Raw genomic sequence first — 22402 nt, 5'->3', positions numbered from 1 at the left:
TACACCTCGGACGCACCATGGACAAGCTCTCCGGTCTTCTCTCCCGCCCCAGCACCGCGGCCTCTGGCTGGCTGGCCCGCGCCGGCCTGCCGACGCCACCGCTCGCACAGGCCGTACTCCCGGCGATGGAGCCCCTGGCCCCGCACCTGTTCGCCAGCGGCGTGGCTGCGCAGTGGGCCGACCTCGACCCCGAGCAAGCCTTCCAGGCCTGGGCCGCGCGCGGCGGCAGTGTGCGCGGTGACGCGGTGCTGGGCATCATCGGCAACGGGCTGCATGCCCGGCTGCGCTGCTACAGCGCAGGCCCGGACGTGGCGCTGTTCATGCAGCGCGACTGGTCACCCGTGGGGGACGGCGAAGGCACGGCCGGCGCTACGCCTGCCATGGCGGTAGAAGGCGCATTCACGCTGGCACGCCTGCTGCAGGAGCGTGCCGCCGCAGCCCGCGCCAACGGCCGCTGGCCGGAGGGGCGCACGCTGGTGCTGGTGGACGATGCCTTCAGCAGCCAGCCGCAGCGCTGGGGCTGGACCCACCCCGGCCGCGCAGCGTCGCTGGACGACCTGGCCGCCGACCGCGATGCCTACCTGTCGGCACTCGTGTCGGTGCGTGCGCTGTAGCAACGCCGTGCCGCTCCCGCCACCCGGCGACCGAAACCACCCTTGAAGACAAGAAAGCGAGAGATTGCCATGACCGATACCGCCGCAACGCGCAGTGCGCTGTTCGATGCCTTGCGGCAAGCCGCAGGCCTTTTCCCGGTCGAACTCGATGCACAGGGCGCTTGCACCCTGGCGTTCGACCAGATCGCCGTGCACCTGCAGCACGACGCCGCAGCCCATGCACTCACCTGCTTTGCGGTGCTGGGCGCCGTGCCCTCCGCACGCCGCGAGGAAGTGATGGCCGCCATGCTGCGCGCCAACCGGTTCTGGCGGGGCACCGGCGGCGCCACGCTGTCGCTGGATGAAAACGAACCGGCGTCGGTGCTGCTGACGCAGCGTTTCGATGAGCGGGTGCCGGGCGCACCTGCCGAGTTTGTGCAGGCCGTGGAACGCTTTGTGGACCATGCGCAGGATTGGTCCACCTTCCTGGGCACAGAGCCGCAGGGCACGGCGGCGCAGTCGTTGGCTGCGGAAGCTCAGGGTGGGATGGCCTTCTTCCACCAGCGGGCGTGAAGCCCTGAAACTGCAATCGTCCCGGGGCCCGTCGCCCCGGCCCCTGCGCATTCATTGACGCAGTGGCAGCGCCCTGAATGAAGCACGGGGGCAGCGCCCTGAAGGCGGTGTCCCTGCGTGCGCGGTCAGGCAGCCTTCTGGATCACGCCCTTCATCGCCTCGGACACTTCCTTGACGATGGTGCTCTGGATCTGCGTGAACATCGTCCACTGCTGCACCTGCTGTTGCAGGCCGAGCAGCTCACCGGTGCTGGGGCTGTCGCCCAGGCTGTTGATGGTGTTCTGCAGGTCGGCTTCACGGCGCGAGGTGACTTGCGAGATGGAGTTGTTGATGGAGTTGAAGGTGATACCGCCGGTCGTCAGCATGGAAAAGCTCCTGATTCAAGAAAGGGTGAACACGATGAAAAAAGGCATAACGGTGCCGGCGTGGCCCTGTCAGGGCGCGCGCACCGCCATTGTCAGCACTTCACGCGCCGCTTGGCAAGCGTCCAGCACTGCTGCCAGCGCGGGATAGTCCGCCGGGGGTACGCCTTCGGCCAGCGCAGCGCGCATGCGATGCTCCAGCACGGCGATGCGGGCCAGCGCATCCTGGCGGGCCGCGTCTGCGTCGGGGCCGCGCAGCCGGGCTTCCAGCTCGCTGAGCGGCTCGTCGGGCGCGACCGCGGGCGCATCGGGCAGCAGCAGCTTCACCGCAGGACCACCAGGGAGCGCGGTCCGTCGAACACGATGCGGTCGGACTCCACCGCCACCAGGCGCCAACCCGCACGCCGACCGCCGGGTTGCAACTTGGAGCCGTCGCCCAGAACGATGTAAGGCACCGCGCCGCCCACCACGCTGCGGATGCTGAAAGGCAGCGGCGCTTTGCTGGCGTGTGCGGGCACCGCCGGCACCGCGGCCACGGCTGGTGCACGTCCGACCTCGCGGGTGCGCAGCACGAAGGGTATGCCGGAGAGCGGCGTGGCCGCCCGCGCCAGCAGGGACTCGAGCCTTGCGCGCTCCTGGCCGCCGATGTCCAGGCCGATCACCATCTGCTCGCCATCCCAGCGTGCCTCGGCCCCTGCAAAGCCTGCGGTGCGCAGCCATTCCTGCACCGTGCCGCCCTGGGCGGAGGCCACGCGCAGGCCGTCCACGATCTCGATGCCCGGGGGCACGCGGGCACGCACCAGGGCCAGCACCCTGTCGCGCTCGGCCGGCGCCATGACCAGGCCATGCGCGCGCACGCGGCCTTCGCCCAGCAACTCGAACCGCAGGGCCTGTGCGTCCGGCCCGCCCGCTTCGACCAGGTCGTCCATCAGATCGGACGCCGTGCGCACCGCCAGCGCGGGCGCGGGGCGGATGCCGGCAAGCCCTTCGGCCAGACGGTCGAGCTGCGCGATGTCTGCCACCCAGCCGCTGACCCGGGCGCCGCCCGTGGGCAGCGCCTCGATGCGCAGGCGCAGGCCGGGGTCCACACGGGCAATGGCCAGCTGGATGTCCCGCAGCAGGCGCTGCTGGCGCTCGGCGCCGGCCGCCGCCGCATTGGCCTCGGAGGCCTGGGCGCCCTCGGCCGCACGCTGGGCTCCCTGGCCCTTGAGCAACGACCAGAACACCGACAGCAGCAATGCCGCCAGCGCCAGGCCGATGATCAACGCCGGCTGCCACCGGCGGCGCGCCTTGGCCGGCGCGCTGCCCGCGGCCACGCCAGCACCGGTGCGCACCGTGGCGTCCACGGCACGCCCTCCCGGCTCCGATGCCGGGTTGTGGCCGTGTTGTGGATCGGCCGCGTCGTTCTGTGGAATGACGGCCAGCACCGGGTCGCCGGTTCCGCAGGCCTGCGTTGGCGAGCCGGCGCTGGCTGCCGTCAAAGTGGTATCTGCGGCGGTTTTGTCAGCGGTTGCAGCCGCACCAGCAGCTTCCACATGGCCGTGCGGCACGGCCTGCCAGGCAGCGTCCGCCGCGCTGACCGTGATCGCCACCTGCCCCAGGTAGGCCACCGCGCCCCAGGGCTGCTCGGACACCCAGGAGGAAGCGGGGTCTGCCGGCGGGGCATCGGCCGGTGCCTGCGCCTCGGGCGGCGACGAGCGAACCCACCAGCGTCCCATGGCAATCTGTACCCAGGCCCCCATGTCGGAGGGCAGGTCCAGGTCGGTCAGGATGAGGTCGCAACCGTCGTCCGCCCCCATGCGCTCGCCGCCCGCCAAGGGGGCGCGCGCGCCGGCGTGCCGGCCGGTCAGGATGCGCAGTTCCGCCGCGGCGCTCATCGTGCGCCCCCTGCGGCGGACACCCGCGCCGCACGGCGTGCAGGCGCCGGGCAATTAATCCGCGCGGGTTGGCGGGGCGGCCCATACAATGCGCCCTTTCCGGTTTTCTCCCCCACTCCACCCCTCACCCCCGAAGGACTGCGTCCATGAATCTCGAACAGGAACGCCGCAATGACATCCTCATCCTGCGTCCCCGTGGCCGTCTGGACAGCAGCAGCTCGCCGGAGCTCGAACGCGTGGTGACCGAGCAACTCGACGCAGGCATCCAGCGCCTGGTGTTCGACCTCTCGGCGCTGGAATACATCAGCTCCGCCGGCCTGCGCGTGGTGCTGCTGGCGGGCAAGAAGCTGCGCACCAGCAAGGGCAAGCTGGTGCTCGTGGGCCTGCGCGACATGGTGCGCGAGGTGTTCGACATGAGCGGCTTCCTGACCCTGTTCGCCGTGACCGACACGCTGGACGAGGGCATCGCCAAAGTGTAACGCCGACGGGGCGTTGAACTTGAAGCAAAAATGGGCCCTGCCGCTTGCTGGACAAGCGGTAGCAGCTATGAATTCAGGAGCATCGCTCCAGGGTCGGCTTCCGCTCACAGGTCGATCCTCGCGAGCGGCTGGATGTTGATCTCCTGGGTCAGCTCCTGGTAGGACAGCACGGGCAGGTCGTACAGGTCCTGCTCGATCATCTTGCGCATGTAGCGCCGGATGTCCATGGAGGTGAGCAGCACGGGGCGCTGCGCATTGCCGCCGATGTCGCCCACCGCCTTCTTGATGTTCTCCACCAGCCGCTTGCTCACCGCCGGGTCCAGCGACAGGTAGCTGCCCGCCGAGGTCTGGCGCACCGCGCCGCGCACGGTGTCCTCGATGCTGGGCGCCAGCAGGTAGGCCGGCAGGATGTTCTGCCCGCTGGAGTACTTGTAGCTGATGTGCCGCTTGAGCGTGGAGCGCACGTACTCGGTCAGCAGGACCGAGTCCTTTTCCTTCTGGCCCCATTCGATCAGCGACTCCAGGATGGCGCGCAGGTTGCGCACGGAAATGTCCTCGGACACCAGCCGCTGCAGGATTTCGGCAATCTTCTGGATCGGCAGCACCCGGGTGGACTCCTTGACCAGGTCGGGGAAGCGGCCCTCCATTGCGCTGAGCAAAAAGCGGGTTTCCTGGATGCCGATGAAGTCGGCCGAGTACTTCTTGAGCACGAAGGCCAGGTGGTACGTCAGCACCTGGCTGGGGTCCATGAACGGAATGCCCGCGCGCGACAGCGGCTCGCGCAGGTGGTCACCCACCCACAGGGTCGGGATGTGGGGCAGGAACTTGCGGTCTTCCTCGTAGGCAATCTGCAGCGCATCGAGGTTGCTCAGGCTCTCGCGCACCAGCAGGTAGCCGGGGCGCAGGCGGCCCTGCGATACCGGCACTTCGGACAGCAGGATGTTGTAGCTCTCGGGCGGCAGGGATTCGTTGAAGCGCAGCTGGATGCCCGGGAACGGCACGCCCAGGTCGAAATACAGCGCACGGCGGATCTTGAGCAGTTCGTCGTTGAGCACGCCGGCATCGAAGCTGGTCTGCAGGCCCGCGGCCACGTCCATCAGCAGGGGCACCGTGGGCGCGAACTCGTCGCTGCCGTCCGATGCCTTGGGCTTGGTGCGCGCCTCGCCCGCGGGCTGCATGGCGGGCACCTCGGTGACCTCGCCGGTTTTTTCGTCCACCACGCGCCGGGTGCCGCGCAAAATGGTGAAGCCGATGGTGCCGATGACCACCGCCAGGATCAGGAACACCGGCAGCGGCATGCCGGGGATCAGCCCCATGCCCAGCGCCACGGCCGCAGCGATCAGCAGCGCGCGGGGCTGCGCCAGCACCTGCTGGCCGATGTCCTTGCCGACGTTGGAGGGGCCATCGCCCGTCTGCACGCGCGTCACGATCATGCCCGCGCAGATGGCGATGAACAGCGCCGGGATCTGTGCGATCAGGCCGTCGCCGATGGTCAGCACGGAGTAGGTCTTCATCGCGTCCGCCGCGGTCATGCCGCGCTGCGTGGTGCCGATGACGATGCCGCCCAGCAGGTTCACCGCCACGATGATCAGACCGGCGATGGCGTCGCCCTTGACGAACTTCATCGCGCCGTCCATGGCGCCGTAGAGCTGGCTTTCCTTCTCGACGATGTTGCGGCGACGCTTGGCCTCGTCCATGTCGATGGTGCCCGCGCGCATGTCGCCGTCGATGGACATCTGCTTGCCGGGCATGGCGTCGAGCGAGAAGCGCGCCGCCACTTCGGCCACGCGCTCCGCGCCCTTGGTGATCACCACGAACTGCACGATGGTCAGGATCAGGAACACCACCAGGCCGACCACCAGGTTGCCGCCCACCACGAAGTTGCCGAACGTGAAGATGATGTGGCCCGCGTCGCCCTGCAGCAGGATCAGGCGGGTGGTGGCGATCGAGATGCCCAGGCGAAACAGCGTGGTCACCAGCAGCACCGACGGAAACGACGAGAACGCCAGCGGCGAGGGCAGGTACATGGCCACCATCAGCAAGATGGCCGAGATCGTCATGTTGATGCCGATGAGCGCGTCCACCAGCCAGGTCGGCAGGGGCAGGATCATCATGAAGATCACCGCCACCAGGAAGAACGCCAGGATCAGGTCGTTGCGGCTGGTGAGTATCTGGACGAAGCGCTGCAGGCGGGCGAACGGAGAGAACGAAGCAGTCTGGGACATGGTGGAATGCAATCAGCGCCCGGTGGACGCGGTCTCCGGGGTGGGCTCGGCAGCGTTGCGCTGTGCGACGAAGGCACGCATCGCGGCCGCCGCTTCGTCGCGGCGGTCCAGCGCATGCAGGGCTTGCGCACGCACCAGGTGAAAGGAAGCATCCATGGCGCCCAGCAGCGCCAGCTGCTCCAGGGTGTTCAGGGCGCGCTGCGGCTTGGCCGAGCGCACCTGGGCCAGCGCCAGCGACAGCAGCGCCCGGGGATCCTCGGGCGCCAGGAGGTTGCGAGCGGCCAGCAGCACGGCGGCCTTGTCGGGCAGGCCGTTTTGCAGGTACACGAAGGCCAGCAGGTCCATCAGCTCGATACTGGCCGCCGGGGTTGCGCCGGGTTGCTCGGCGCTCGCCGCCGCGGTTGCGGGTGCTGCTGCGTCAGATGCCATGTGCGCCATCAGCCCTGGTAGAGAGCGCTGCGGTACATCTGCACCAGGTCGCGCAGTCCCACCTCTTCGCTCAGCAGGCGGGTGGCGCGGTTGAGCACGCGCAGCTCGTCGTCCGAGCCGGGGGCCGAGCCCGCGCCGCCCGGCGCCTGCCACTGGGCCGCCGCATCGCGCAACTGCTGCAGGGCGTTGTCCAGGGCCTCGCGAAAGCGCGTGGGCACGAGCAGGTCCCGGTTCGCGATCTGCGGGCGGGTGGCCGTGTCGAGGAAGTCGTCGATGGACGGCTTGTCCAGCAAAGCCGACAGCTGGGCCCTTGAACCCACGTCGGGCGGTGCGGACTCCCCGCGTTCGGGCAGCATGGTCTGCGCATCCTGCTGGGCGTAGGTGATGCTGTCGATGCCCCGGTCAAACACCAGACCGCTGATTCTCATATCCGTCATACAGCATGCTCCCAGAAGATTCGCAGGGTGCGGGCGCAGCCTTGCGTGTTTCAGTAACCGCGCGCACGGGGAAGTTCCATCGCGCGCGCAGTTTAGTTGTGCCGGTGCGCCGCGGCACCGCCCCCCAGCCGCCCGCGGCATCGGAGGGGGCTCGCGGTCAGCGGCTGCCGCCCAGGTCGGCCTGCCACTGCCGCAGGAACTCCGAGGCCTCCCGAATGCGGCGGGCGCTCACGCCTTCGGCCGCGAACCGGGTGGCCAGCACCAGCCAGTCGCCCGTGGGCTGGCTGCGCAGCCCCACCTGCACGGGCTGGGCGGCATCGCGGGCGTCGCCCGCCAGCTTCATGGCACGCAGGAGCAGCGCAGCAATGTCGTAGCGCACCGGTTCGGCCCAGTGCACCACCACCTCCTCGCCCTGCTGGGCAACCCCCAGCAGCGCGCCCGACTCCAGACGCAGCTGCACGCCCCCGTCCGGGCCGCCCTCCAGCGTGGGCAGGCCGATATCGCGGCCGAAATCGGCCAGCGCCTGTTGCAAATGCGCCATGGTCAGTAGTCCTCCTTGTCGATGGCGGCGTCCAGTGCATCCTGCACCGCCTGAAAAATCGTCTGCCGCTGGTCCGCATCCACGAACACCTTGACCGGCATGTCGCGCACCAGCAGCTTCACGCCCGTGAGGAAATGGATCTGCGCCTCCACGCCCGTGGCGCCGAACTTCTCGGCCAGGGCGGTGAACCGCGCGCCGGAGACCCATTTTTCGGCGCTGATGCCCACCAGGTCCTGCATCAGGGCGACCGGCGTGCCGGTGAGCGGGCCGTGTTGTTCGCTGATCTTGGCGTGCAGCTCGCGGCTGGCATCGAGCACCGTCGAGGCCACGCCCAGGTGGTACAGGTCCTGCACCAGGTTTTGCAGCCGCGTGGGGTCGGCCGAGGGCCGGGCGGCTGCCAGGTCCTGGCCCAGCGCCTGGGTCAGGCGCGCCAGCCCGGCGGCGAAGTCGCTGTCGCCAAAGCGCTCGAGCGCCAGCTTGAGCGTGCCCGCCAGCGACGGGTTGCCCAGCACCACGTCGCGGTAGGTGGACTGGAACTGCGCCACATCGGCATGCCCCCGCGCGCCCTCTTGCGCCGTGCCGATGGTGTTGACATCGGCCCGCATGCGCGGCCCGTGCTCCATCTCCAGGTCGTCCAGGGCCTCGCGCAGGGCGTCCAGCACCTCGGCCGGCGCGCCGTCGCGCTCGCCCTGGTGCAGCGCGTACTGCAGCGCCATGAACTGCTCGGTAGGCCCCTGGAAAGCCTGCTTGGCCTGGGCTGCGGGGTCGCCCTGGCCGGACAGCATCCGCTTGGCCAGTTGCACCAGTTGCTCGGGGTCCTCGAAGGCCTGGGCCGCCTCCATGTAGGCCGTGATGGCCTCGGGGCTCATCAGCTCCATCGGCCGGGTGGCCTCCTTCTTGCGTTCGGAGGCGTGCTTGGTCTCGGCCTTTTCCGAATGGTGCAGGCTAATTTCTTCCGCCGCGTCGGCCAGCACGGACAGCCCGTCATCCACCTTGACCTGCTGGCCGGCGTATTGCCCGGCCAAAGCCTGGCCCCCGCCCTGCAGCCCGCCGCGCAAAGACATGTTGTCGAAAGACGGGGTGTTGAACGATTCGATTCTGGACATAGGGATTTCTCTTATGGGCTCGCGCGCAGGGCACCCCTGGGTGGGTAACGGCTGGCGCCATCGGGTTCCCTGCAAGGCCTGCCGAAAATTTCTGCGTGACCGTGGAACCGGACCTTCGGGGTGGTTACTTACCCGGTGTCGTGCGGCACATTTCGCACCACCACCGCCCAATATCAACAGGAGTTTCGAAATGGCAGGACAAGACAACCCCCAGGACATCGTAGCCCGCGCCCAGGCGCTGATCGATGAAGTGCAAGGCCAGCTGGCAGCCGCCGACGAGTTCTACCGCAGCCAGGGCCTGGACCCCGAGAAGGTGCGCAGTGTCCTGGACGCCCAGCTCGACCTCAAGGGCATCGAAGCCGCGCAGAAGGCCTTCCAGGAAGACATGGCTGCGGTGGAGCAGGACGTGAAGGAAGAACAGGCCCGCGCTTCGTTCGCAGCGCCCGGCGCCGGTGCGGCGCGCCGCCCGCGTTCGATGATCTAAAAATCTCCAATCAACCAAACATTTCAATAGGAGAAAACTATGTCTAGTATCTCTGGTATCGGCGGCGCACAGGGCATCAACGTCCAGGGCATGGACCTTGAAACCGCCATGATGGCCGTCCAGTCCAACCGCGCCAATCTGCTGGAAACGCAACTCAAGGACCAGATCTCCTCGGTGCAAGCCAAGAACGATCAGATCTCCAAGATGAACCAGCTGCTGGGTTCGCTGAACAAGGCCGCTGCCATGTTCGGCTCGGACGCCAAGGCCGACACCCGCATCGATGGGAACAGCCAGTTCGCCAACGGCGGCGCCTACAACGTCGAGAAGGAAGTCAACAGCGCCTACATCTCGGCCGGCATCACCAACCCCGGCCTGTCGGACAACAAGGACGGCGGCGGCGGGCTGACCAACACGCTCAAGGCCGATGGCAGTGCAGCGCGCCTGGAAGGCGGCCTGCGCGGCGACGTGACCAAGGGCAAGCTCGATGGCGCGATCCAGCAGATCAAGTCGCAGATCGACAGCATGAGCAACTCGCAGCAGATGGACATGCTGCGCCTGCAGAGCCTGTCCAACAAGCGCAACGAAGCCTTCGACGTGATGACCAACTTCATCAAGAAGATGCAGGACAGCCGCAGCTCCATCATCGGCAACATGCGCTGAGATCAGCGACCCGCAACAACGACAACAGCATCGGAAGGACGCCATCATGTCAACTGTCGGCAATGTCAATGTGGGGGGCGTGACCTCCATCAACGTCCAGGGCATGGACCTGGAAACCGCCATGATGGCCGTTCAATCCAACCGCGCGAATCTCCTGGAAGCGCAGCTCAAGGACCAGATCTCTTCAGTCCAGGCCAAGAACGACCAGATCTCCACGCTCAACCAGCTGCTGGGCTCGCTCAACAAGGCCGCAGCCAGTGTGCCGGCCGACGCCAAGGCCGGCGACAAGGTCAACATCGCCGGATCCGCACCCGACCTCAAGTCGGCTGCCGCCAGCGCTGGCGTGACGCTGCCCGAGAGCATTGGCGCCGAAAAATCCTGGGAAGTGAAACTGCGCGACGGCACCACGCACAAGGTGGACGAAGCCGGCAAACGCGAAGCGGACGACTACAAATCCAAGAACTGGGCGTTCCGCTCCAGCGACTACAGCGGCAAGAAGGGCATCGCGTCCATCACGGAAACCACGCCGCAACCCACCAAGGGCGAGCTCGACGGCTTCATCCAGCAGGTCAAGTCGCAGATCGACAGCATGAGCAACTCGCAGCAGATGGACATGCTGCGCCTGCAGAGCCTGTCCAACAAGCGCAACGAAGCCTTCGACGTGATGACCAACTTCATCAAGAAGATGCAGGACAGCCGCAGCTCCATCATCGGCAACATGCGCTGAGCGCACGCGAACGCGCGCCACAGCCAACCCCCGAGAGTCACCCATGAATACCAAAAACGCACCCGCTTCGATTCCCGACAATCTGCCAGAACAGATTGCGGAATTGCTGACGAACGGCGGAACCCTGGGTTCCGTCTACGACTACGACGACACCGACTACGAAGTGCTCTACGCACTGGGCCACAGCCTGTACAGCCAGACCCGCTACCAGGATGCCATGCGCACCTTCGGTTTCCTGGTCACGCACAACCACATGGAAAAGCGGTTCATGAACGCGTTTGCCGCCAGCCTGCAGATGCTCAAGAGCTACAAGGAAGCCATCAAGTACTACTCGATGGCCTCGCTGATGGACATGGGCGACCCGCTGCCCACCTACCACACCGCCGAATGCATGATCGCGCTGGGCTACACGGCCGAAGCCAAGGAAGCGCTGCAGTTCGTGCTGCGCCAGAGCGAAACGCCGGAGCGCGCAGAACTCAAGTCGCGCGCACAGGCCATGCTCGAGCTGATGAACAGCGCCAAATCGTCCACGTCCACGCACTGAACAGGGAGATCCCATGAACGACATCACCCGCGTGGCAGGCGGCCCCGCCGCTTTCACCCCCTTTCAACCCAGCGACCTGAGTGCCGAGGTGGCCAGCCGCATGCAGCAGGCGCGGCTCGACCCCACCCAGTCCCTCAAGGAAATCGCGGACCTTGCCGGCACGATCAAGACCTTGAATCCACAGGGCAGCACGGGCGGCAACTCCATCGTCAACGGCAACGGCGCGCCCCAACTGGACGGCGTCACGGTCAACTTCTCGGCCGAGGACATGGCGGCCACGCTCCTGGTCCTGCAGGGCAAGACCCAGGAAGCCCAGTTGTCCACGGCCAAGGAAGGCATCAACACCAACAAGAAAAAGCTGGAAGACCAGAACCAGCGCGCCACCGACAAGATCAACGACTGGATCAAGAAGTGCGAAGAGGCGTCCGCCAAGGAAAAGGCCGGCGGCGTGCTGAACTGGTTCAAGAAGATCGCCGGTGCCATCGCCGCCGCATTCGCGGTGGTGGCAGCCGCTGTCGCCACCGTGGCGACCGGCGGTGCGGCAGCCCCATTGCTGGCCTTGGCGGTGCTCGCCCTGGCCTCGTCTGCGGTCGACATTGCCAGCGAGGTCGACAAGGCCAACGGGGGCAAGGGGTTCGATCACGTCACCCAGTGGATGGACCCGGGCTCGATCATCGGCAAGGGCATGGGTGAACTGGCCAAGGCCTTCGGCGCCAGCGACGAGCAGGCCGCCATCGTGTCCGCCACGTTCGCGGTGGTGGCCACCATCGCCATCATGGCTGCGTCCATCGCCCTCACCGGCGGCGCATCGGCAGTGAGCGACGTGCAAAAGATGATCCTCACGGCGGCCCGCGTCGGCCAGGCGGTGGCAGGCGTCGTCGCCGGTGCGACCACGGCCGCCAAGGGCGGCGTGGACATCGCGGTGGCGCACGACCAGCGCGACGCGACCCTCATCCAGGCCGACAAGAAGAAGATCGACGCCATCATCGCCAAGCTGCAAAAGCAGATGGACGAGGACCGGGACGAAATCAAGAAGGTGCTCGACCAGATGATGGAAGGCATGAACATCGTCAGCAAGATGATCAATTCCGCTGGCGAGAGCCGCGCCCAGATTGCATCGAACCTGTCCGGCAAGGCACAAACCATTTGACGCACAAGGCGCCAAGGAGAATTTCATGAGCATCGACGGCATCCAAAGAGCCCCCACCCTCGCCCCGCTGGGCGACACCGGCCCCACCCAGGCCGCAGGCAAGACCGCCGGGGCCAAGGGCTATTCTGAAATCGACATCGAGGCGCTGCTGGGCGCGAAAGGCGGCCCCGCAGGCGGCGCCAAGAGCGCGGCGGATGCACTCAAGACGCCTGCATCGTCCAGCGACCCGAAGGCCCAGGAAGCGGCGCTGAACAATCTGGGCGGCTTCTCGGACACCCAGGTCACGGCGGACATCTTTGCGTTCATGGCGCTGTTCCAGAAGCTCGCGCAGCAAATGCGCGACACGGCCCGCACGCAGCGCACGACCGACATGCAGGCGCAAGTGTCGTCGCTGCAAAACGCGGCCGAAAAGATGAAGGACGCAGCGGCTGAGCGCCTCACGGCAGCCATCGTGCAAGGCTCCATGCAGATTGCGGGCGGCGTGATGCAGATGGGCCTGTCCGGAATGTCGGCCAAGCAAACCATCAAGGGCGCCCAGATGGAAGCAGCTGGCGGCAATAACATGGCGCAGATCAGCAAGATGGACGCCCAGGGCAAGTTCGCGGCCGATCCGGTCAGCAAGGCCCAGTTCACCACAGCATCCAACAACCAGATTGCTGCAGGCAAAGAACTCGGAGCGGTAGGGACTAAGTACCAAGGGTACGCCCAAGCCTCGGGCAGCATCTCTGGCGGTCTGGGCGGCATCATCGGCGCCACTTTCACCCACAAGGCCGATCTGCTCGACGCCGACAAGATGAACCTGGAAACCCAGGCCAAGGTCGCCGAGACCGGCGTGCAGCATGCCAACGACATGATGCAGCAGATGATGGACGTGATCCGCGACGTGCGCGAAAAGCTGTCCTCCATCCAGCAGGCGTCCATCGAAACCAACCGCGGCATCGCGCGCAACATCTGATCACCGAGAGGAACCCAGCCGCCATGTCGAACACCGCTTCTCCCTCCGCCGCCGTCCAGTCCATCCTGGACCTCAAGGCCGCACTCGAGTCCCTGCCGTCCAACACGCGCCTGTCCACGGCCGACGCCGACGCCATCTACGCACTGGCCTATCAACTGGTCGGGCAAAACCGCTACGAGACCGCCTACCGCTACTTCTCGCTGCTCACGCTGTACAAGCCGACCGACACGGCCTACCTGCAGGGCCTGGCGCTGACCTACCGCATGATGGAGCGCTACGACGAGGCGCTGAACGTGTACTCGTTCCTGGCCACCATCGATCCGGACAACCTGGACCACAACATGGCCATCGTCGAGTGCCTGCTGCTCAAGCGCGAGTTCGAGGAAGCCCAGGACACGGTGACCACGCTGCTGCAGTACTGCAAGGAAAACGCGATCACCGGCAAGGTCGGCGACCGTGCCGAAGCCCTGCTGGGCCTGCTGTCGTCCGCCAAGGGGGCCGTGTCTGCTTGACGCCCCGGACATCCGCCTGCTGACCGAGGTCGGGTTCATGGCCTCCGCCCGCGCGGACGTACAGCGCGCCGAACGAATCTTCGGCGCGCTTTTGCGCGTGCGGCCCGACCGCGCCTTCGGACACATCGGCATGGCCACGGCGTTGCTCAATGCGGGCCGTGCTGGCGATGCAGCCACGCGGCTGTCGGATGCCCGCACCTCGGCCGGCGAAGACACCGACCTGGTGCAGGCCTTTCTTGGCCTGGCCTTGCAGCTCGACGGCCGGGCCGGAGAAGCCATGCGCGTCTTGCGCCCCGTGGCAGCGCGCGGTGACAATGGCAGCACGGCAGACACCACCGAGGGTGTGCGGCTGGCACAGCGCCTGCTGGGCCAACCCGCCGGCATCCCCGGCGGCACGCAGCAGCCCGGTCTTTCCACATCCCCATCCTGACCCTAGGAACCACCATGGACATCGTTGCAAGCCCACTGGTTGCCACCACTTTGCCGGCCCTCTCATCGCCTGCGGTCGCCACCGCGGTGCCCGATGCGTCGGCCACCGCGCGCTTCGCTGCACTGATGCAGGCTCCGCCGGCAGCCCCCACCGCCATGGACAGCGTGGCCGCATCCATGGCGGCGCAACCCGCCGCCGGCAGCACGGCCGCAGCAGTCAAGGGACCGTCGTCGGTGGGCGACCGCATCCTGGCGGGCATGCAGGGGGTGTCGAGCGACTTCCAGTCGGCCTGGAAGTCGGTGTCCGCGTCGCTGGACGCGAACTCGCAGTCCATGGGCATGCAGGACCTGCTCAAGCTGCAGCTGCAGCTGGTGCAGGTGTCCGTGCAGTACGACCTCGTCGGCAAGGCCGTGAGCCGTTCCACCCAGAATTTCGATCAGTTGGTACGCATCCAATGAAGCTGCATTTTTCAACGGGCTCGACGGGCTCCTCATCGCTGGCGCGCTGGCTGCGTGTGTCCCTGGCCTGCGCCCTGCTGGCGCTGGTGGCGGCCTGCGGAGCGCGCGTCGACCTGATGGGGTCCATCCCCGAAGACGAAGCCAACGACGTGCTCTCGGCGCTGCTGAAAGCCGACATTCCCGCCGAGAAGATCGCCGGCAAGGAAGGCATGGTCGGCGTGCGCGTCGATGCCAGCCAGGTGGGCCGCGCACTCGAGATCTTGCGCGAGAACGGCCTGCCGCGCGAACGCTTCGCCGGCATGGGGCAGGTGTTCAAGAAGGAAGGCCTGATCTCCTCGCCGCTGGAAGAGCGTGCGCGCTACATCTACGCGCTGTCGCAGGAGCTGTCCAACACCCTGTCCAAGATCGACGGCGTACTGGCCGCCCGCGTGCACGTGGTGCTGCCCGAGCGCGGCCCCGCGGGCGAAACCGGCGTGCTGTCGACGTCGGCCGTGTTCATCAAGCACCAGGAGGGCTACAACCTGGATGTGATCCAGCCGCAGATCCGCAGGCTGGTGACCAACAGCATTCCAGGCCTCACGGCCGACCGGGTCTCTGTGATCTTCGTGGCCGCGCAGCCCCGCACCAACGGCGTCCGCGCAGAGACTGGCGCCGGCGCAGGCAGCACGGTCTGGGGCATCGCGGTGCCCAGCAGCAGCGCCGGCACGCTGGGCAGCGTGCTGTGGGGCCTGCTGGCGGTGGCGGTGCTGTCCCTGGCGGCGTTGGGCTTTCTGCTGTGGCGCTATGTGCTGCCAGCCCGCAAGGCTGCCGCACGCGGTGATGGCCTGGCACGGGCCGCCTGACCGCACCACCCCACCCGCCTTCACGTTCAGCCCGCCCCTCTCGCATGCCCGCACAGGCCGCTTTCTCCCCCCGTCTTCTGCAGGCACCGCTGCAGGAGTTCAACCTGCTGCCCAGCCGCAGCCTGCACGCCGGCCGCGCGCAGGCCTTGGCGCATGCCGGCATGCCGCCGCAGGGGCCTGCAGCCCTGGCCGCGCCCCCCGCCGTGCAGCGCGCACTGCACCGGCGCTGGTCCGCGCAGCTGCTGGCCCAGCTGGGCGACCACGCGCAGCCCGTGCTGGACCTGTCCCACGCGGCGTTGCCGGTGGCGCTGGCCGCACCGGCTTTGCTGGGCCGCGTGGCACGCGATGCAGGGGTGGCGCTGCTGGGCGGCTACCTGCGCCGCACCATCGCCCGCGACGCGGTGCTGTCGGCCCGTGAATCCCTGGGCGCGCCGGCCCTGGAATGGGCCCGCCACGGCGCTGCGGATGTCCATCCCGGCCTGGCAGACCCCGGCCGATGGACCCAGTCCGACCTGGGCGAGGCGGCAGACCTGCTGGGCGCTGGCGTCATCGCCCAGTCCTGGCAGGATGCCCCCGCGCCCCTCAAACTGCGCGCCGACTGGAAGCTGCCCCCCACGGCAGTGGAAGACACCGCGGTGCGCACCGCCAGCGCCCTGGACCCTCAGGGCGCGCGACAACTTTGCCTTCAACTACTGGCCCGACTGGACCCTGCATGGCTTTCCAACTTCCCCGCGACCCGCTGACCCCCCAGCGCACGCTGCAGGCGCGCATCGCACCGGGCAGCCGCGTGGTGCGCGCCGCCGACGTGGCCGCCTGGACCGACGCGCAAGGCCTGATTGCCGCGGCGCGCGCGCAGGCCGATGCCATCGTGGCGCAGGCGCAGGCCGCCTTCGAAGAAGAGCGCCAGCGGGGCTATGAGGAAGGCGTGGCCGAGGCCCAGCTGGAGCAGGCCGAGAAGATGATCGAGAACGTGAGCCGCACGGTGGACTACTTCTCCAAAGTCGAGACCGACATGGTCGCCCTGGTGATGTCTGCGGTGCGCAAGATCATCGACGGCTACGACGACGCCGACCGCGTGATCATCGTGGTGAAGAACGCACTGTCGGTGGTGCGCAACCAAAAGCAGATGACGCTGCGCCTGCACCCGCAGCAGGTCGACACGGTGCGCGCGCGGGTGAACGACCTGCTGGCCGCGTACCCCGGCGTCGGCTACCTGGACATTGTGGGCGACGGCCGCCTGGGCAAGGAAGCGTGCATCCTGGAAAGCGAGATCGGTCTGGTGGAGGCAAGCATCGACGGGCAGATCGCCGCGCTGCAGGGCGCGTTCCAGAAAGTGCTGGGCAGCCGCATATGACACCCCCCGGCACCCCCGGCCACCCGCAGGGCGCCACGCGCTCGGTGCGCCAGTTCGACTACATCGCCGAGATGATGCAGCTGGCGCTGGACGACACGCCGGTGCTGCAGATCAAGGGCCGCGTCACGCAGGTGATCGGCACCATCATCAAGGCCGTGGTGCCCACGGTGAAGGTCGGCGAGGTGTGCGTGCTGCGCAACCCCGGCGAGGATTTCGAGATGAAGGCCGAGGTGGTGGGCTTTGCACGCGACGCCGCGCTGCTCACGCCCATCGGCGACATGTACGGCATCTCTGCCGCGACCGAGGTCATCCCCACCGGCCGCGCGCACATGGTGCCCGTGGGCTTCGGCCTGCTGGGCCGCGTGCTGGACGGCCTGGGCCGGCCCCTGGACGAGGCCGAGCGCGGCCCGCTGGAGGCCACCAAGTTCTACCCCGTCTTCGCGGATGCGCCCGATCCGCTCAAGCGCCGCATCATCAGCGAGCCGATGGAGCTGGGCGTGCGGGTGCTCGACTCGGTGCTGACCTGCGGCGAGGGCCAGCGCATGGGCATCTTCGCGGCGGCGGGCGGCGGCAAGTCCACCTTGATGGGCATGCTGGTCAAAGGCGCCGCAGTGGATGTGACCGTGGTGGCGCTGATCGGCGAGCGGGGCCGGGAAGTGCGCGAGTTCCTGGAGCACGAACTGGGCGAGGAAGGCCGGCGCAAGAGCGTGATCGTCTGCGCCACCAGCGACAAGTCGTCCATGGAGCGCGCCAAGGCCGCGTACGTGGCCACCGCCATCGCCGAGTACTTCCGCGACCAGGGCAAGAAGGTGCTGTTCCTCATGGACTCGGTCACGCGTTTTGCCCGGGCGCAGCGCGAGATCGGGCTGGCAGCGGGCGAGCCGCCCACACGGCGCGGCTACCCGCCCAGCGTGTTCGCCACCCTGCCCAAGCTCATGGAGCGCGTGGGCATGAACGACAAGGGATCGATCACCGCGCTGTACACCGTGCTGGTGGAAGGCGACGACATGACCGAGCCGATCGCCGACGAAACCCGGTCCATCCTGGACGGGCACATCGTGCTGTCGCGCAAGCTGGGCGCCGCCAACCACTACCCCGCGGTGGACGTGCTGGCGTCGGCATCGCGCGTGATGAACGCCGTGATCACGCCCGAGCACAAGAAGCTGGCCGGCAGGCTGCGCGAGCTGATGGCCAAGTACGAAGAGGTCGAGCTGCTGGTGAAGATCGGCGAGTACAAGCGCGGCGGCGACCCGACGACGGACGAGGCCATCGACAAGATCGAAGCCATCCGCACGTTCTTGCGGCAGCGCACGGACGAGCACGCCACCATGCAGCAGACGCTGGAACAACTGTCTGCCCTGGTGGGCTCGGGTGTACGCCGATGAGCATCTTCCGCGACCTGCTCGCCATCAAGGCCTTTCGCGAGAACAAGGCCGAGACGGCGGTGCGCGTGCAGCGTGATGCGCTGCGCGAGGCCCGCGAGGCCCGCGAGGCGGCCCAGGCGCTGCTGGAGCGCCTGCTGCGCGAAGGGCTGGCGCACGAAATGCAGCTCTACCGCGACCTGTGCGAACGCATCGTGCGGCTGCGCGAGATCGAAGACGTGCAGTTGGCCGTGGTCGGCCTGCGCCAGCGCGAAGCGCAGCAGCAGGATGCAGTCGTGGCGGCCACCAAGGTGCAGGAGCAGGCCAACGAGAAGCTGGAGACGGCGCGCGCTGCCCACCAGGAGGCCAGCCGGCAGAAATCCAAGTTCGTCGACCTGGCGCGCAACTACGCCGAAGAGCAGATGCGGGAGACCGAGCGCAAGGAAGACCTGGAGATGGAAGAAGCTGCCAGCGTGAAACGCGACCGCGAAGATTGGGAAGCGTACGACCCGGAGGCCGTGGCATGACCCCCCTGCAAGGCGCACCCCGCGGCGGCAAAAGCCGCCCACACACCGAATGCTACATATCTGATAGCTTAAGAAACACGTCCATCGAGCGGCAGGGGCCATTTTTTATGCCAACACCCATGGCTGCAAAGGTGCTGGCATGAACACCGAACGACCGATTCACCTGGACCTGGGCATGCCGGCGTCGACGGCGTTCGAAGCCCGCACCGGCACTGGCGCGCAGACCGGCGGCGAGCCCCGCGACACCGACACGCTGTCCGACGATGCGAAGGCACTGCGCAGCCTGCTGGAACAGCAGCGTGCGGCGCCCCCCGCTGGCGCGGCGCAGCCGCCCAGCGCCCCGCGCCCCTTCGACCTCTTTGGCGCCGGTGCCGCGGCACTGCCAGGCCAGGTGCCGCAGCAGGCCGTCCAGCCCGCGGGCACCGCAGCGGCAGCCCCCGGCGATGCGCCCCGGGGCATTGGCGAGACCTTGTCGCAGATGGCCCAGCGGCTGCTGGTGGGCGACGGCAGCACCGGCCGGCGCTCGGTGCAGATCCAGTTGGCGGACGACAGCCTGCCGGGCGTGGTGGTCGACATCTTCGAAGACGGTGGCCGCGTCGTGGCGCAGTTCACCTGCATGCAGGAGTCGTCGCGCGAACGCCTGGTGCGCAATGCGCAGTGGCTGGCGGACGGACTGGCCGAGCGCCTGGCCCAGGGCGTATCCGTGCGGGTGCAGACCGACGACCCGGAAGACCTTTGCCTGGTGGAGGCGCACGCCGGCGGGTGACACCCCACCTGCTGCCTGTATCCCACCGCTTGCACCGCTGACCGAACCACCCATCGACTCGCCTTTTTACCGAGCACCCATGTCCTCCCCCCACGCCACCGCCGCCTTGCAGCCCCTGCGCCTGTCGCGCAACGAGGCCCAGGCCCGCACCACCATTGCCCAGCGCGCCGCGGGGCTGCCGCTGCGCCTGGGCGCGTCCGCCTGGCAGGCCCGCCTTCACCCGGTGGCCGGCTCGGCCGCGCCCTGGCCCGAGCCCGGCTACGTTCTCCGCCTGGAATGGGCCGGTGCCGCCATGGCCTTGCGGCTGCCCGCCGCAGCCATCGAACAGGCCCTGGCCAGCGTGCTGGAAGGTGCCGCGCTGCCCGCCATCCCGTCCACCCTGGCCGATGCCGTGCTGGAAGCCAGCGCGGGCGAGCTGCTCCAGAGCCTGCAGGCCCTGGGCCGTGGCACGCCAGAGCTGCTGGCCTGGGGCCCGGCGCAGCCGGGCGACGTGCAGAACCTGCCGCCCCATGCGTGCGATGTCTATCTGGCCGCTGACGACGGCGTGCAGGCGATTGCCGGCTCGCTGCACCTCGATGGGCTGGGGCTGCTGCTCGTGGCAGGCCTGGTCGGCAAGCGCCCGCCGCAGCCGGGCCCGCTGGACGACAGCCTGCCCGTCACCCTGCGTGCGGAAGTCGGCTTCACCCGCCTGCCCGCCGGCGATGCCGCCACGCTGGCGCTTGGCGACGTGGTGCTGCTGGATGCTTTCTTCGCCACGGCCGACCGTGCGCTGTGGCTGAGCGCCGACGGCCGCCAGGGCGTGCACGTGCAGTGGCCCCTGCCGGCCGATGCCGCCGACGCCACCCAGCCGAGCCGCCTTACCGTCATCCTCCCCTGGACCGAAACCATGCCCGCCACCTCCGACACCCCTTCCACCGACACCGCGGCACTCGACACGGTGCCGGTGCGGCTTTCCTTCGACCTGGGCGATGTGACCCTGACGCTCGCGCAGCTGCGCGCCCTGCAGCCCGGCCAGACGCTGGACCTGGGCCACCCGCTGGCAGGTGCCGTGCGCATCCGTGCCAACGGTGCACTGGTGGGCGAAGGCGACCTCGTGGACATCGACGGCCAGATCGGCGTGTCCGTGCGCAGCCTGCACTCTGCCAGCCACTGAGTCCCCGATGAGCAATTTCGATCCGATCACGCTGGCGGTACTGCTGGCCCTGATGGCGCTGATGCCCACGCTGGTGGTGGTGAGCACGAGCTTCCTCAAGATCGCCGTGGTGATGTCGCTGCTGCGCAATGCCATCGGGGTGCAGCAGATGCCCCCCAACCTGGCGCTGTACGGCATGGCGCTGATCCTGTCGGCCTATGTCATGGCGCCGGTGGGCATGCACATGTTCGATCGGCTCACCGAACGCCCCGACACGCTCAAGAGCGTGCCCACCCTGGTCGGCGCGGTGCGCGACGGGGCGGAGCCGCTGCGCGAATTCATGCTCAAGAACAGCCGGGCCGAGCAGCGCGACTTTTTTGTGCGCACTGCGCAGCGCATGTGGGGCCCCAAGCTGTCGGAAGGCATCACGCAGCGCGACTTCATCGTGCTGATGCCGGCCTTCGTGGTGTCGGAGCTCACGGCGGCGTTCCAGATAGGTTTTTTGCTCTATCTGCCGTTCGTGGTGATCGACCTGATCGTCTCCAACATCCTTTTGGCGATGGGGATGATGATGGTCTCGCCCGTGACCATCTCCCTGCCGCTCAAGCTCTTCCTGTTCGTGATGGTGGACGGCTGGTCGCGGCTGATCCAGGGCCTGGTGCTCACCTATGCATGAACACACTCCCCTGTTGGCGCTGACGGCAGCAACACCACGCGCGGCACACCCTACCTTGGACCACTGACATGCAATCCGTCGACGTCGTTTCGTTCTTCACCCAGGCGCTGTACCTGGTGCTCTGGCTGTCCCTGCCACCCATCGTCGTGGGCTCGGTCGTGGGTACCTTGTTCTCGCTGTTCCAGGCGCTCACGCAGATCCAGGAGCAGACGCTGTCCTTCGGCGTGAAGCTGATCGCCGTGTCCGTGACCATTTTGCTGACGGCCCGCTGGGTCGGCGGCGAAATGTTCAATTTCACGGTGCAGATCTTCGACTCCATCCCGTTGCTGGGCCGCTGAGCCCCGCACGGACAGCAACGCCCTCAGCCCGCACACGCACAGGACGGAACCGCATGGACCTGCCGGTTACTTACCAGGAAGCCAAGACGTTCATCGGAACGCTGGCCCTGACACAACCGCGCATCCTGGCCATGTTCATCGTCCTACCGCTTTTCAACACCCAGTTGGTGCCGGGCCTGCTGCGCATTTCCGTGGCCGTGTCGCTGGGCATCGTCATGGTGCCCGCGCTGTCCGGGCAGATCGCGGTGGCCGAATTGCACGCGGCGCAGTTGCTGCTGTTGATCATGAAGGAAGCGTTCATCGGCTTCGTCATCGGCTACATCGCCGCCATCCCGTTCTGGATCTTCGAAGCCGTCGGGTTCCTGGTGGACAACCAGCGCGGGGCCAGCATCGCGTCCACGCTCAACCCGCTGACGGGCAACGACTCGTCGCCGCTGGGCATCCTGTTCAACCAGGCGTTCATCGTGTTCTTTCTCATCACGGGGGGCTTCACGCTGCTGCTGGGCGTGCTGTACGACAGCTTCGGCCTGTGGAGCGTGACCCAGTGGGCGCCCACGCTGCGGCCTGAATCGATCCCCCTGCTGCTCGATCAGCTCGACCGCCTGGTGCGCATGGCCATGCTGCTGGCGGCGCCGGTGCTGGTGGCGATGTTCCTCGCCGAGATCGGCCTGGCGCTCGTGAGCCGCTTTGCGCCGCAGCTGCAGGTGTTCTTCATGGCCATGCCCATCAAGAGCGCGCTGGCGATGCTGGTGCTGCTGCTTTATGGGGCGTCGCTCTTCGAGTACGGCGCGGAGCAGGTCGAGTCCATGGGCCACATCCTGCCTTTCCTGCGCGAGCAGTGGGCGGCGCCGTCCGGCGGCTGAG

The 22402-nt window shown here is 67.7% G+C and carries 30 protein-coding genes; 22 read left to right on the top strand and 8 right to left on the bottom strand.

Translation table 11 applies throughout. From position 1 onward, the window contains the following. Positions 1 to 17 precede the first annotated feature (17 nt). Positions 18 to 614, top strand: coding sequence for a hypothetical protein (locus tag ACSQ3D_RS16860; RefSeq protein WP_436127657.1), 597 nt, complete (start codon positions 18 to 20; stop codon positions 612 to 614). A 69-nt stretch (positions 615 to 683) separates the two neighbouring features. Beyond that, positions 684 to 1166 (top strand): type III secretion system chaperone, encoded by a 483-nt coding sequence (locus ACSQ3D_RS16855; RefSeq protein WP_436127656.1) that lies wholly within the window; start codon positions 684 to 686, stop codon positions 1164 to 1166. A 125-nt stretch (positions 1167 to 1291) separates the two neighbouring features. Here ACSQ3D_RS16855 and ACSQ3D_RS16850 read toward each other — a convergent pair whose 3' ends face one another. From ACSQ3D_RS16850 to ACSQ3D_RS16840, 3 genes are all read right to left on the bottom strand, one after another. Next, positions 1292 to 1531, bottom strand: a complete 240-nt coding sequence (locus tag ACSQ3D_RS16850; protein WP_056416793.1) for an EscF/YscF/HrpA family type III secretion system needle major subunit — start codon at positions 1529 to 1531, stop codon at positions 1292 to 1294. A gap of 69 nt (positions 1532 to 1600) precedes the next feature. Next, on the bottom strand, positions 1601 to 1855 hold the full coding sequence (locus tag ACSQ3D_RS16845; protein WP_436127655.1) for a hypothetical protein: 255 nt from the start codon (positions 1853 to 1855) through the stop codon (positions 1601 to 1603). Beyond that, entirely contained in the window at positions 1852 to 3405 is a 1554-nt protein-coding gene (locus ACSQ3D_RS16840; protein WP_436127654.1) for a hypothetical protein, read from the bottom strand. The genes ACSQ3D_RS16845 and ACSQ3D_RS16840 overlap by 4 nt, the downstream gene beginning before the upstream one ends. A gap of 146 nt (positions 3406 to 3551) precedes the next feature. Between ACSQ3D_RS16840 and ACSQ3D_RS16835 the strand changes: the two genes are divergently transcribed. After that, the gene (locus ACSQ3D_RS16835; RefSeq protein ID WP_056416786.1) at positions 3552 to 3884 is read left to right on the top strand and encodes an STAS domain-containing protein; all 333 of its coding nucleotides are present in this window, start codon (positions 3552 to 3554) and stop codon (positions 3882 to 3884) included. Between the two features lie 104 nt (positions 3885 to 3988). Here the strand turns inward: ACSQ3D_RS16835 and sctV are convergent, their stop codons facing one another. The 5 genes from sctV to sctW all read right to left on the bottom strand — a co-directional run bounded on the left by sctV (position 3989) and on the right by sctW (position 8622). Then, positions 3989 to 6109: a type III secretion system export apparatus subunit SctV gene (gene sctV, locus ACSQ3D_RS16830; protein WP_396507237.1), complete on the bottom strand. Its 2121-nt coding sequence runs from the start codon at positions 6107 to 6109 to the stop codon at positions 3989 to 3991. Between the two features lie 12 nt (positions 6110 to 6121). Then, positions 6122 to 6538, bottom strand: coding sequence for a CDC27 family protein (locus ACSQ3D_RS16825; RefSeq protein ID WP_396507235.1), 417 nt, complete (start codon positions 6536 to 6538; stop codon positions 6122 to 6124). A gap of 8 nt (positions 6539 to 6546) precedes the next feature. Further along, on the bottom strand, positions 6547 to 6975 hold the full coding sequence (locus tag ACSQ3D_RS16820) for a hypothetical protein (protein ID WP_056416783.1): 429 nt from the start codon (positions 6973 to 6975) through the stop codon (positions 6547 to 6549). 157 nt (positions 6976 to 7132) lie between these two features. Beyond that, positions 7133 to 7516, bottom strand: coding sequence for a hypothetical protein (locus ACSQ3D_RS16815; protein ID WP_436127653.1), 384 nt, complete (start codon positions 7514 to 7516; stop codon positions 7133 to 7135). Between the two features lie 2 nt (positions 7517 to 7518). After that, positions 7519 to 8622 carry a type III secretion system gatekeeper subunit SctW gene (gene sctW, locus ACSQ3D_RS16810; RefSeq protein WP_396507232.1) on the bottom strand — a complete coding sequence of 368 codons (1104 nt, stop codon included), beginning with the start codon at positions 8620 to 8622 and terminating at the stop codon, positions 7519 to 7521. Between the two features lie 190 nt (positions 8623 to 8812). Here sctW and ACSQ3D_RS16805 point away from each other — a divergent pair, with 190 nt between their 5' ends. The 19 genes from ACSQ3D_RS16805 (at position 8813) to sctT (ending at position 22401) form a co-directional block, all read left to right on the top strand. Next, on the top strand, positions 8813 to 9106 hold the full coding sequence (locus ACSQ3D_RS16805; RefSeq protein WP_056416775.1) for a hypothetical protein: 294 nt from the start codon (positions 8813 to 8815) through the stop codon (positions 9104 to 9106). 39 nt (positions 9107 to 9145) lie between these two features. Continuing rightward, positions 9146 to 9766: a hypothetical protein gene (locus ACSQ3D_RS16800; protein WP_396507230.1), complete on the top strand. Its 621-nt coding sequence runs from the start codon at positions 9146 to 9148 to the stop codon at positions 9764 to 9766. 46 nt (positions 9767 to 9812) lie between these two features. After that, complete coding sequence (locus tag ACSQ3D_RS16795; RefSeq protein WP_436127652.1) at positions 9813 to 10493, top strand: hypothetical protein; 681 nt, start codon at positions 9813 to 9815, stop codon at positions 10491 to 10493. 43 nt (positions 10494 to 10536) lie between these two features. Then, positions 10537 to 11037, top strand: coding sequence for a SycD/LcrH family type III secretion system chaperone (locus ACSQ3D_RS16790; RefSeq protein ID WP_056416768.1), 501 nt, complete (start codon positions 10537 to 10539; stop codon positions 11035 to 11037). Positions 11038 to 11050: 13 nt separating this feature from the next. Then, a complete protein-coding gene (sctE, locus tag ACSQ3D_RS16785) occupies positions 11051 to 12187 on the top strand; it encodes a type III secretion system translocon subunit SctE (RefSeq protein ID WP_056416765.1) in 1137 nt (378 codons plus the stop codon). A gap of 25 nt (positions 12188 to 12212) precedes the next feature. Then, a complete protein-coding gene (sctB, locus tag ACSQ3D_RS16780; protein WP_436127651.1) occupies positions 12213 to 13142 on the top strand; it encodes a type III secretion system translocon subunit SctB in 930 nt (309 codons plus the stop codon). Between the two features lie 23 nt (positions 13143 to 13165). Continuing rightward, positions 13166 to 13654: a tetratricopeptide repeat protein gene (locus ACSQ3D_RS16775; protein ID WP_396507224.1), complete on the top strand. Its 489-nt coding sequence runs from the start codon at positions 13166 to 13168 to the stop codon at positions 13652 to 13654. Positions 13655 to 13691: 37 nt separating this feature from the next. Continuing rightward, positions 13692 to 14084, top strand: coding sequence for a hypothetical protein (locus tag ACSQ3D_RS16770; protein ID WP_436127650.1), 393 nt, complete (start codon positions 13692 to 13694; stop codon positions 14082 to 14084). Between the two features lie 14 nt (positions 14085 to 14098). After that, a complete protein-coding gene (gene sctI / locus ACSQ3D_RS16765; protein ID WP_056416755.1) occupies positions 14099 to 14542 on the top strand; it encodes a type III secretion system inner rod subunit SctI in 444 nt (147 codons plus the stop codon). Then, the gene (gene sctJ, locus ACSQ3D_RS16760) at positions 14539 to 15384 is read left to right on the top strand and encodes a type III secretion system inner membrane ring lipoprotein SctJ (protein ID WP_056416752.1); all 846 of its coding nucleotides are present in this window, start codon (positions 14539 to 14541) and stop codon (positions 15382 to 15384) included. Before sctI ends, sctJ begins: the two co-directional genes overlap by 4 nt. A 44-nt stretch (positions 15385 to 15428) precedes the next feature. Beyond that, a complete protein-coding gene (locus ACSQ3D_RS16755) occupies positions 15429 to 16127 on the top strand; it encodes a hypothetical protein (protein WP_396507222.1) in 699 nt (232 codons plus the stop codon). Next, complete coding sequence (locus ACSQ3D_RS16750; RefSeq protein WP_082485934.1) at positions 16097 to 16738, top strand: HrpE/YscL family type III secretion apparatus protein; 642 nt, start codon at positions 16097 to 16099, stop codon at positions 16736 to 16738. Before ACSQ3D_RS16755 ends, ACSQ3D_RS16750 begins: the two co-directional genes overlap by 31 nt. Before the next feature lie 44 nt (positions 16739 to 16782). Beyond that, a complete protein-coding gene (gene sctN, locus ACSQ3D_RS16745) occupies positions 16783 to 18123 on the top strand; it encodes a type III secretion system ATPase SctN (protein ID WP_156370654.1) in 1341 nt (446 codons plus the stop codon). Continuing rightward, positions 18120 to 18626: a type III secretion system stalk subunit SctO gene (gene sctO / locus ACSQ3D_RS16740; RefSeq protein ID WP_056416741.1), complete on the top strand. Its 507-nt coding sequence runs from the start codon at positions 18120 to 18122 to the stop codon at positions 18624 to 18626. The genes sctN and sctO overlap by 4 nt, the downstream gene beginning before the upstream one ends. 139 nt (positions 18627 to 18765) lie before the next feature. Further along, entirely contained in the window at positions 18766 to 19392 is a 627-nt protein-coding gene (locus ACSQ3D_RS16735; protein ID WP_436127649.1) for a hypothetical protein, read from the top strand. 79 nt (positions 19393 to 19471) lie between these two features. Then, positions 19472 to 20545, top strand: coding sequence for a type III secretion system cytoplasmic ring protein SctQ (gene sctQ / locus ACSQ3D_RS16730; protein WP_056416736.1), 1074 nt, complete (start codon positions 19472 to 19474; stop codon positions 20543 to 20545). Positions 20546 to 20552: 7 nt separating this feature from the next. Continuing rightward, positions 20553 to 21200, top strand: coding sequence for a type III secretion system export apparatus subunit SctR (sctR, locus tag ACSQ3D_RS16725; protein ID WP_056416733.1), 648 nt, complete (start codon positions 20553 to 20555; stop codon positions 21198 to 21200). Positions 21201 to 21268: 68 nt separating this feature from the next. After that, a complete protein-coding gene (sctS, locus tag ACSQ3D_RS16720) occupies positions 21269 to 21538 on the top strand; it encodes a type III secretion system export apparatus subunit SctS (protein WP_436127648.1) in 270 nt (89 codons plus the stop codon). Positions 21539 to 21591: 53 nt separating this feature from the next. Beyond that, positions 21592 to 22401 carry a type III secretion system export apparatus subunit SctT gene (gene sctT, locus ACSQ3D_RS16715; RefSeq protein ID WP_056164708.1) on the top strand — a complete coding sequence of 270 codons (810 nt, stop codon included), beginning with the start codon at positions 21592 to 21594 and terminating at the stop codon, positions 22399 to 22401. Position 22402 lies beyond the last annotated feature (1 nt).

It is taken from the genome of Acidovorax sp. LjRoot117 (genome assembly GCF_964252695.1).
GTDB lineage: Bacteria > Pseudomonadota > Gammaproteobacteria > Burkholderiales > Burkholderiaceae_C > Acidovorax.
Note: the sequence above shows the minus strand (reverse complement) of the source record. Positions and strands in the feature narration are given on the sequence as shown.

Coding starts and splice junctions, on each gene's coding strand:
- ACSQ3D_RS16790 (WP_056416768.1), top strand. CDS start 10,537: ATGAATACCAAAAACGCACCCGCTTCGATTCCCGACAATCTGCCAGAA.
- ACSQ3D_RS16840 (WP_436127654.1), bottom strand. CDS start 3,405: ATGAGCGCCGCGGCGGAACTGCGCATCCTGACCGGCCGGCACGCCGGC.
- ACSQ3D_RS16800 (WP_396507230.1), top strand. CDS start 9,146: ATGTCTAGTATCTCTGGTATCGGCGGCGCACAGGGCATCAACGTCCAG.
- ACSQ3D_RS16755 (WP_396507222.1), top strand. CDS start 15,429: ATGCCCGCACAGGCCGCTTTCTCCCCCCGTCTTCTGCAGGCACCGCTG.
- ACSQ3D_RS16850 (WP_056416793.1), bottom strand. CDS start 1,531: ATGCTGACGACCGGCGGTATCACCTTCAACTCCATCAACAACTCCATC.
- ACSQ3D_RS16750 (WP_082485934.1), top strand. CDS start 16,097: ATGGCTTTCCAACTTCCCCGCGACCCGCTGACCCCCCAGCGCACGCTG.
- sctO (WP_056416741.1), top strand. CDS start 18,120: ATGAGCATCTTCCGCGACCTGCTCGCCATCAAGGCCTTTCGCGAGAAC.
- ACSQ3D_RS16805 (WP_056416775.1), top strand. CDS start 8,813: ATGGCAGGACAAGACAACCCCCAGGACATCGTAGCCCGCGCCCAGGCG.
- sctT (WP_056164708.1), top strand. CDS start 21,592: ATGGACCTGCCGGTTACTTACCAGGAAGCCAAGACGTTCATCGGAACG.
- sctS (WP_436127648.1), top strand. CDS start 21,269: ATGCAATCCGTCGACGTCGTTTCGTTCTTCACCCAGGCGCTGTACCTG.
- ACSQ3D_RS16775 (WP_396507224.1), top strand. CDS start 13,166: ATGTCGAACACCGCTTCTCCCTCCGCCGCCGTCCAGTCCATCCTGGAC.
- sctJ (WP_056416752.1), top strand. CDS start 14,539: ATGAAGCTGCATTTTTCAACGGGCTCGACGGGCTCCTCATCGCTGGCG.
- ACSQ3D_RS16860 (WP_436127657.1), top strand. CDS start 18: ATGGACAAGCTCTCCGGTCTTCTCTCCCGCCCCAGCACCGCGGCCTCT.
- sctE (WP_056416765.1), top strand. CDS start 11,051: ATGAACGACATCACCCGCGTGGCAGGCGGCCCCGCCGCTTTCACCCCC.
- sctR (WP_056416733.1), top strand. CDS start 20,553: ATGAGCAATTTCGATCCGATCACGCTGGCGGTACTGCTGGCCCTGATG.
- ACSQ3D_RS16820 (WP_056416783.1), bottom strand. CDS start 6,975: ATGACGGATATGAGAATCAGCGGTCTGGTGTTTGACCGGGGCATCGAC.
- ACSQ3D_RS16855 (WP_436127656.1), top strand. CDS start 684: ATGACCGATACCGCCGCAACGCGCAGTGCGCTGTTCGATGCCTTGCGG.
- ACSQ3D_RS16815 (WP_436127653.1), bottom strand. CDS start 7,516: ATGGCGCATTTGCAACAGGCGCTGGCCGATTTCGGCCGCGATATCGGC.
- ACSQ3D_RS16795 (WP_436127652.1), top strand. CDS start 9,813: ATGTCAACTGTCGGCAATGTCAATGTGGGGGGCGTGACCTCCATCAAC.
- sctI (WP_056416755.1), top strand. CDS start 14,099: ATGGACATCGTTGCAAGCCCACTGGTTGCCACCACTTTGCCGGCCCTC.
- sctQ (WP_056416736.1), top strand. CDS start 19,472: ATGTCCTCCCCCCACGCCACCGCCGCCTTGCAGCCCCTGCGCCTGTCG.
- ACSQ3D_RS16770 (WP_436127650.1), top strand. CDS start 13,692: ATGGCCTCCGCCCGCGCGGACGTACAGCGCGCCGAACGAATCTTCGGC.
- sctB (WP_436127651.1), top strand. CDS start 12,213: ATGAGCATCGACGGCATCCAAAGAGCCCCCACCCTCGCCCCGCTGGGC.
- sctW (WP_396507232.1), bottom strand. CDS start 8,622: ATGTCCAGAATCGAATCGTTCAACACCCCGTCTTTCGACAACATGTCT.
- ACSQ3D_RS16825 (WP_396507235.1), bottom strand. CDS start 6,538: ATGGCATCTGACGCAGCAGCACCCGCAACCGCGGCGGCGAGCGCCGAG.
- ACSQ3D_RS16735 (WP_436127649.1), top strand. CDS start 18,766: ATGAACACCGAACGACCGATTCACCTGGACCTGGGCATGCCGGCGTCG.
- sctV (WP_396507237.1), bottom strand. CDS start 6,109: ATGTCCCAGACTGCTTCGTTCTCTCCGTTCGCCCGCCTGCAGCGCTTC.
- ACSQ3D_RS16835 (WP_056416786.1), top strand. CDS start 3,552: ATGAATCTCGAACAGGAACGCCGCAATGACATCCTCATCCTGCGTCCC.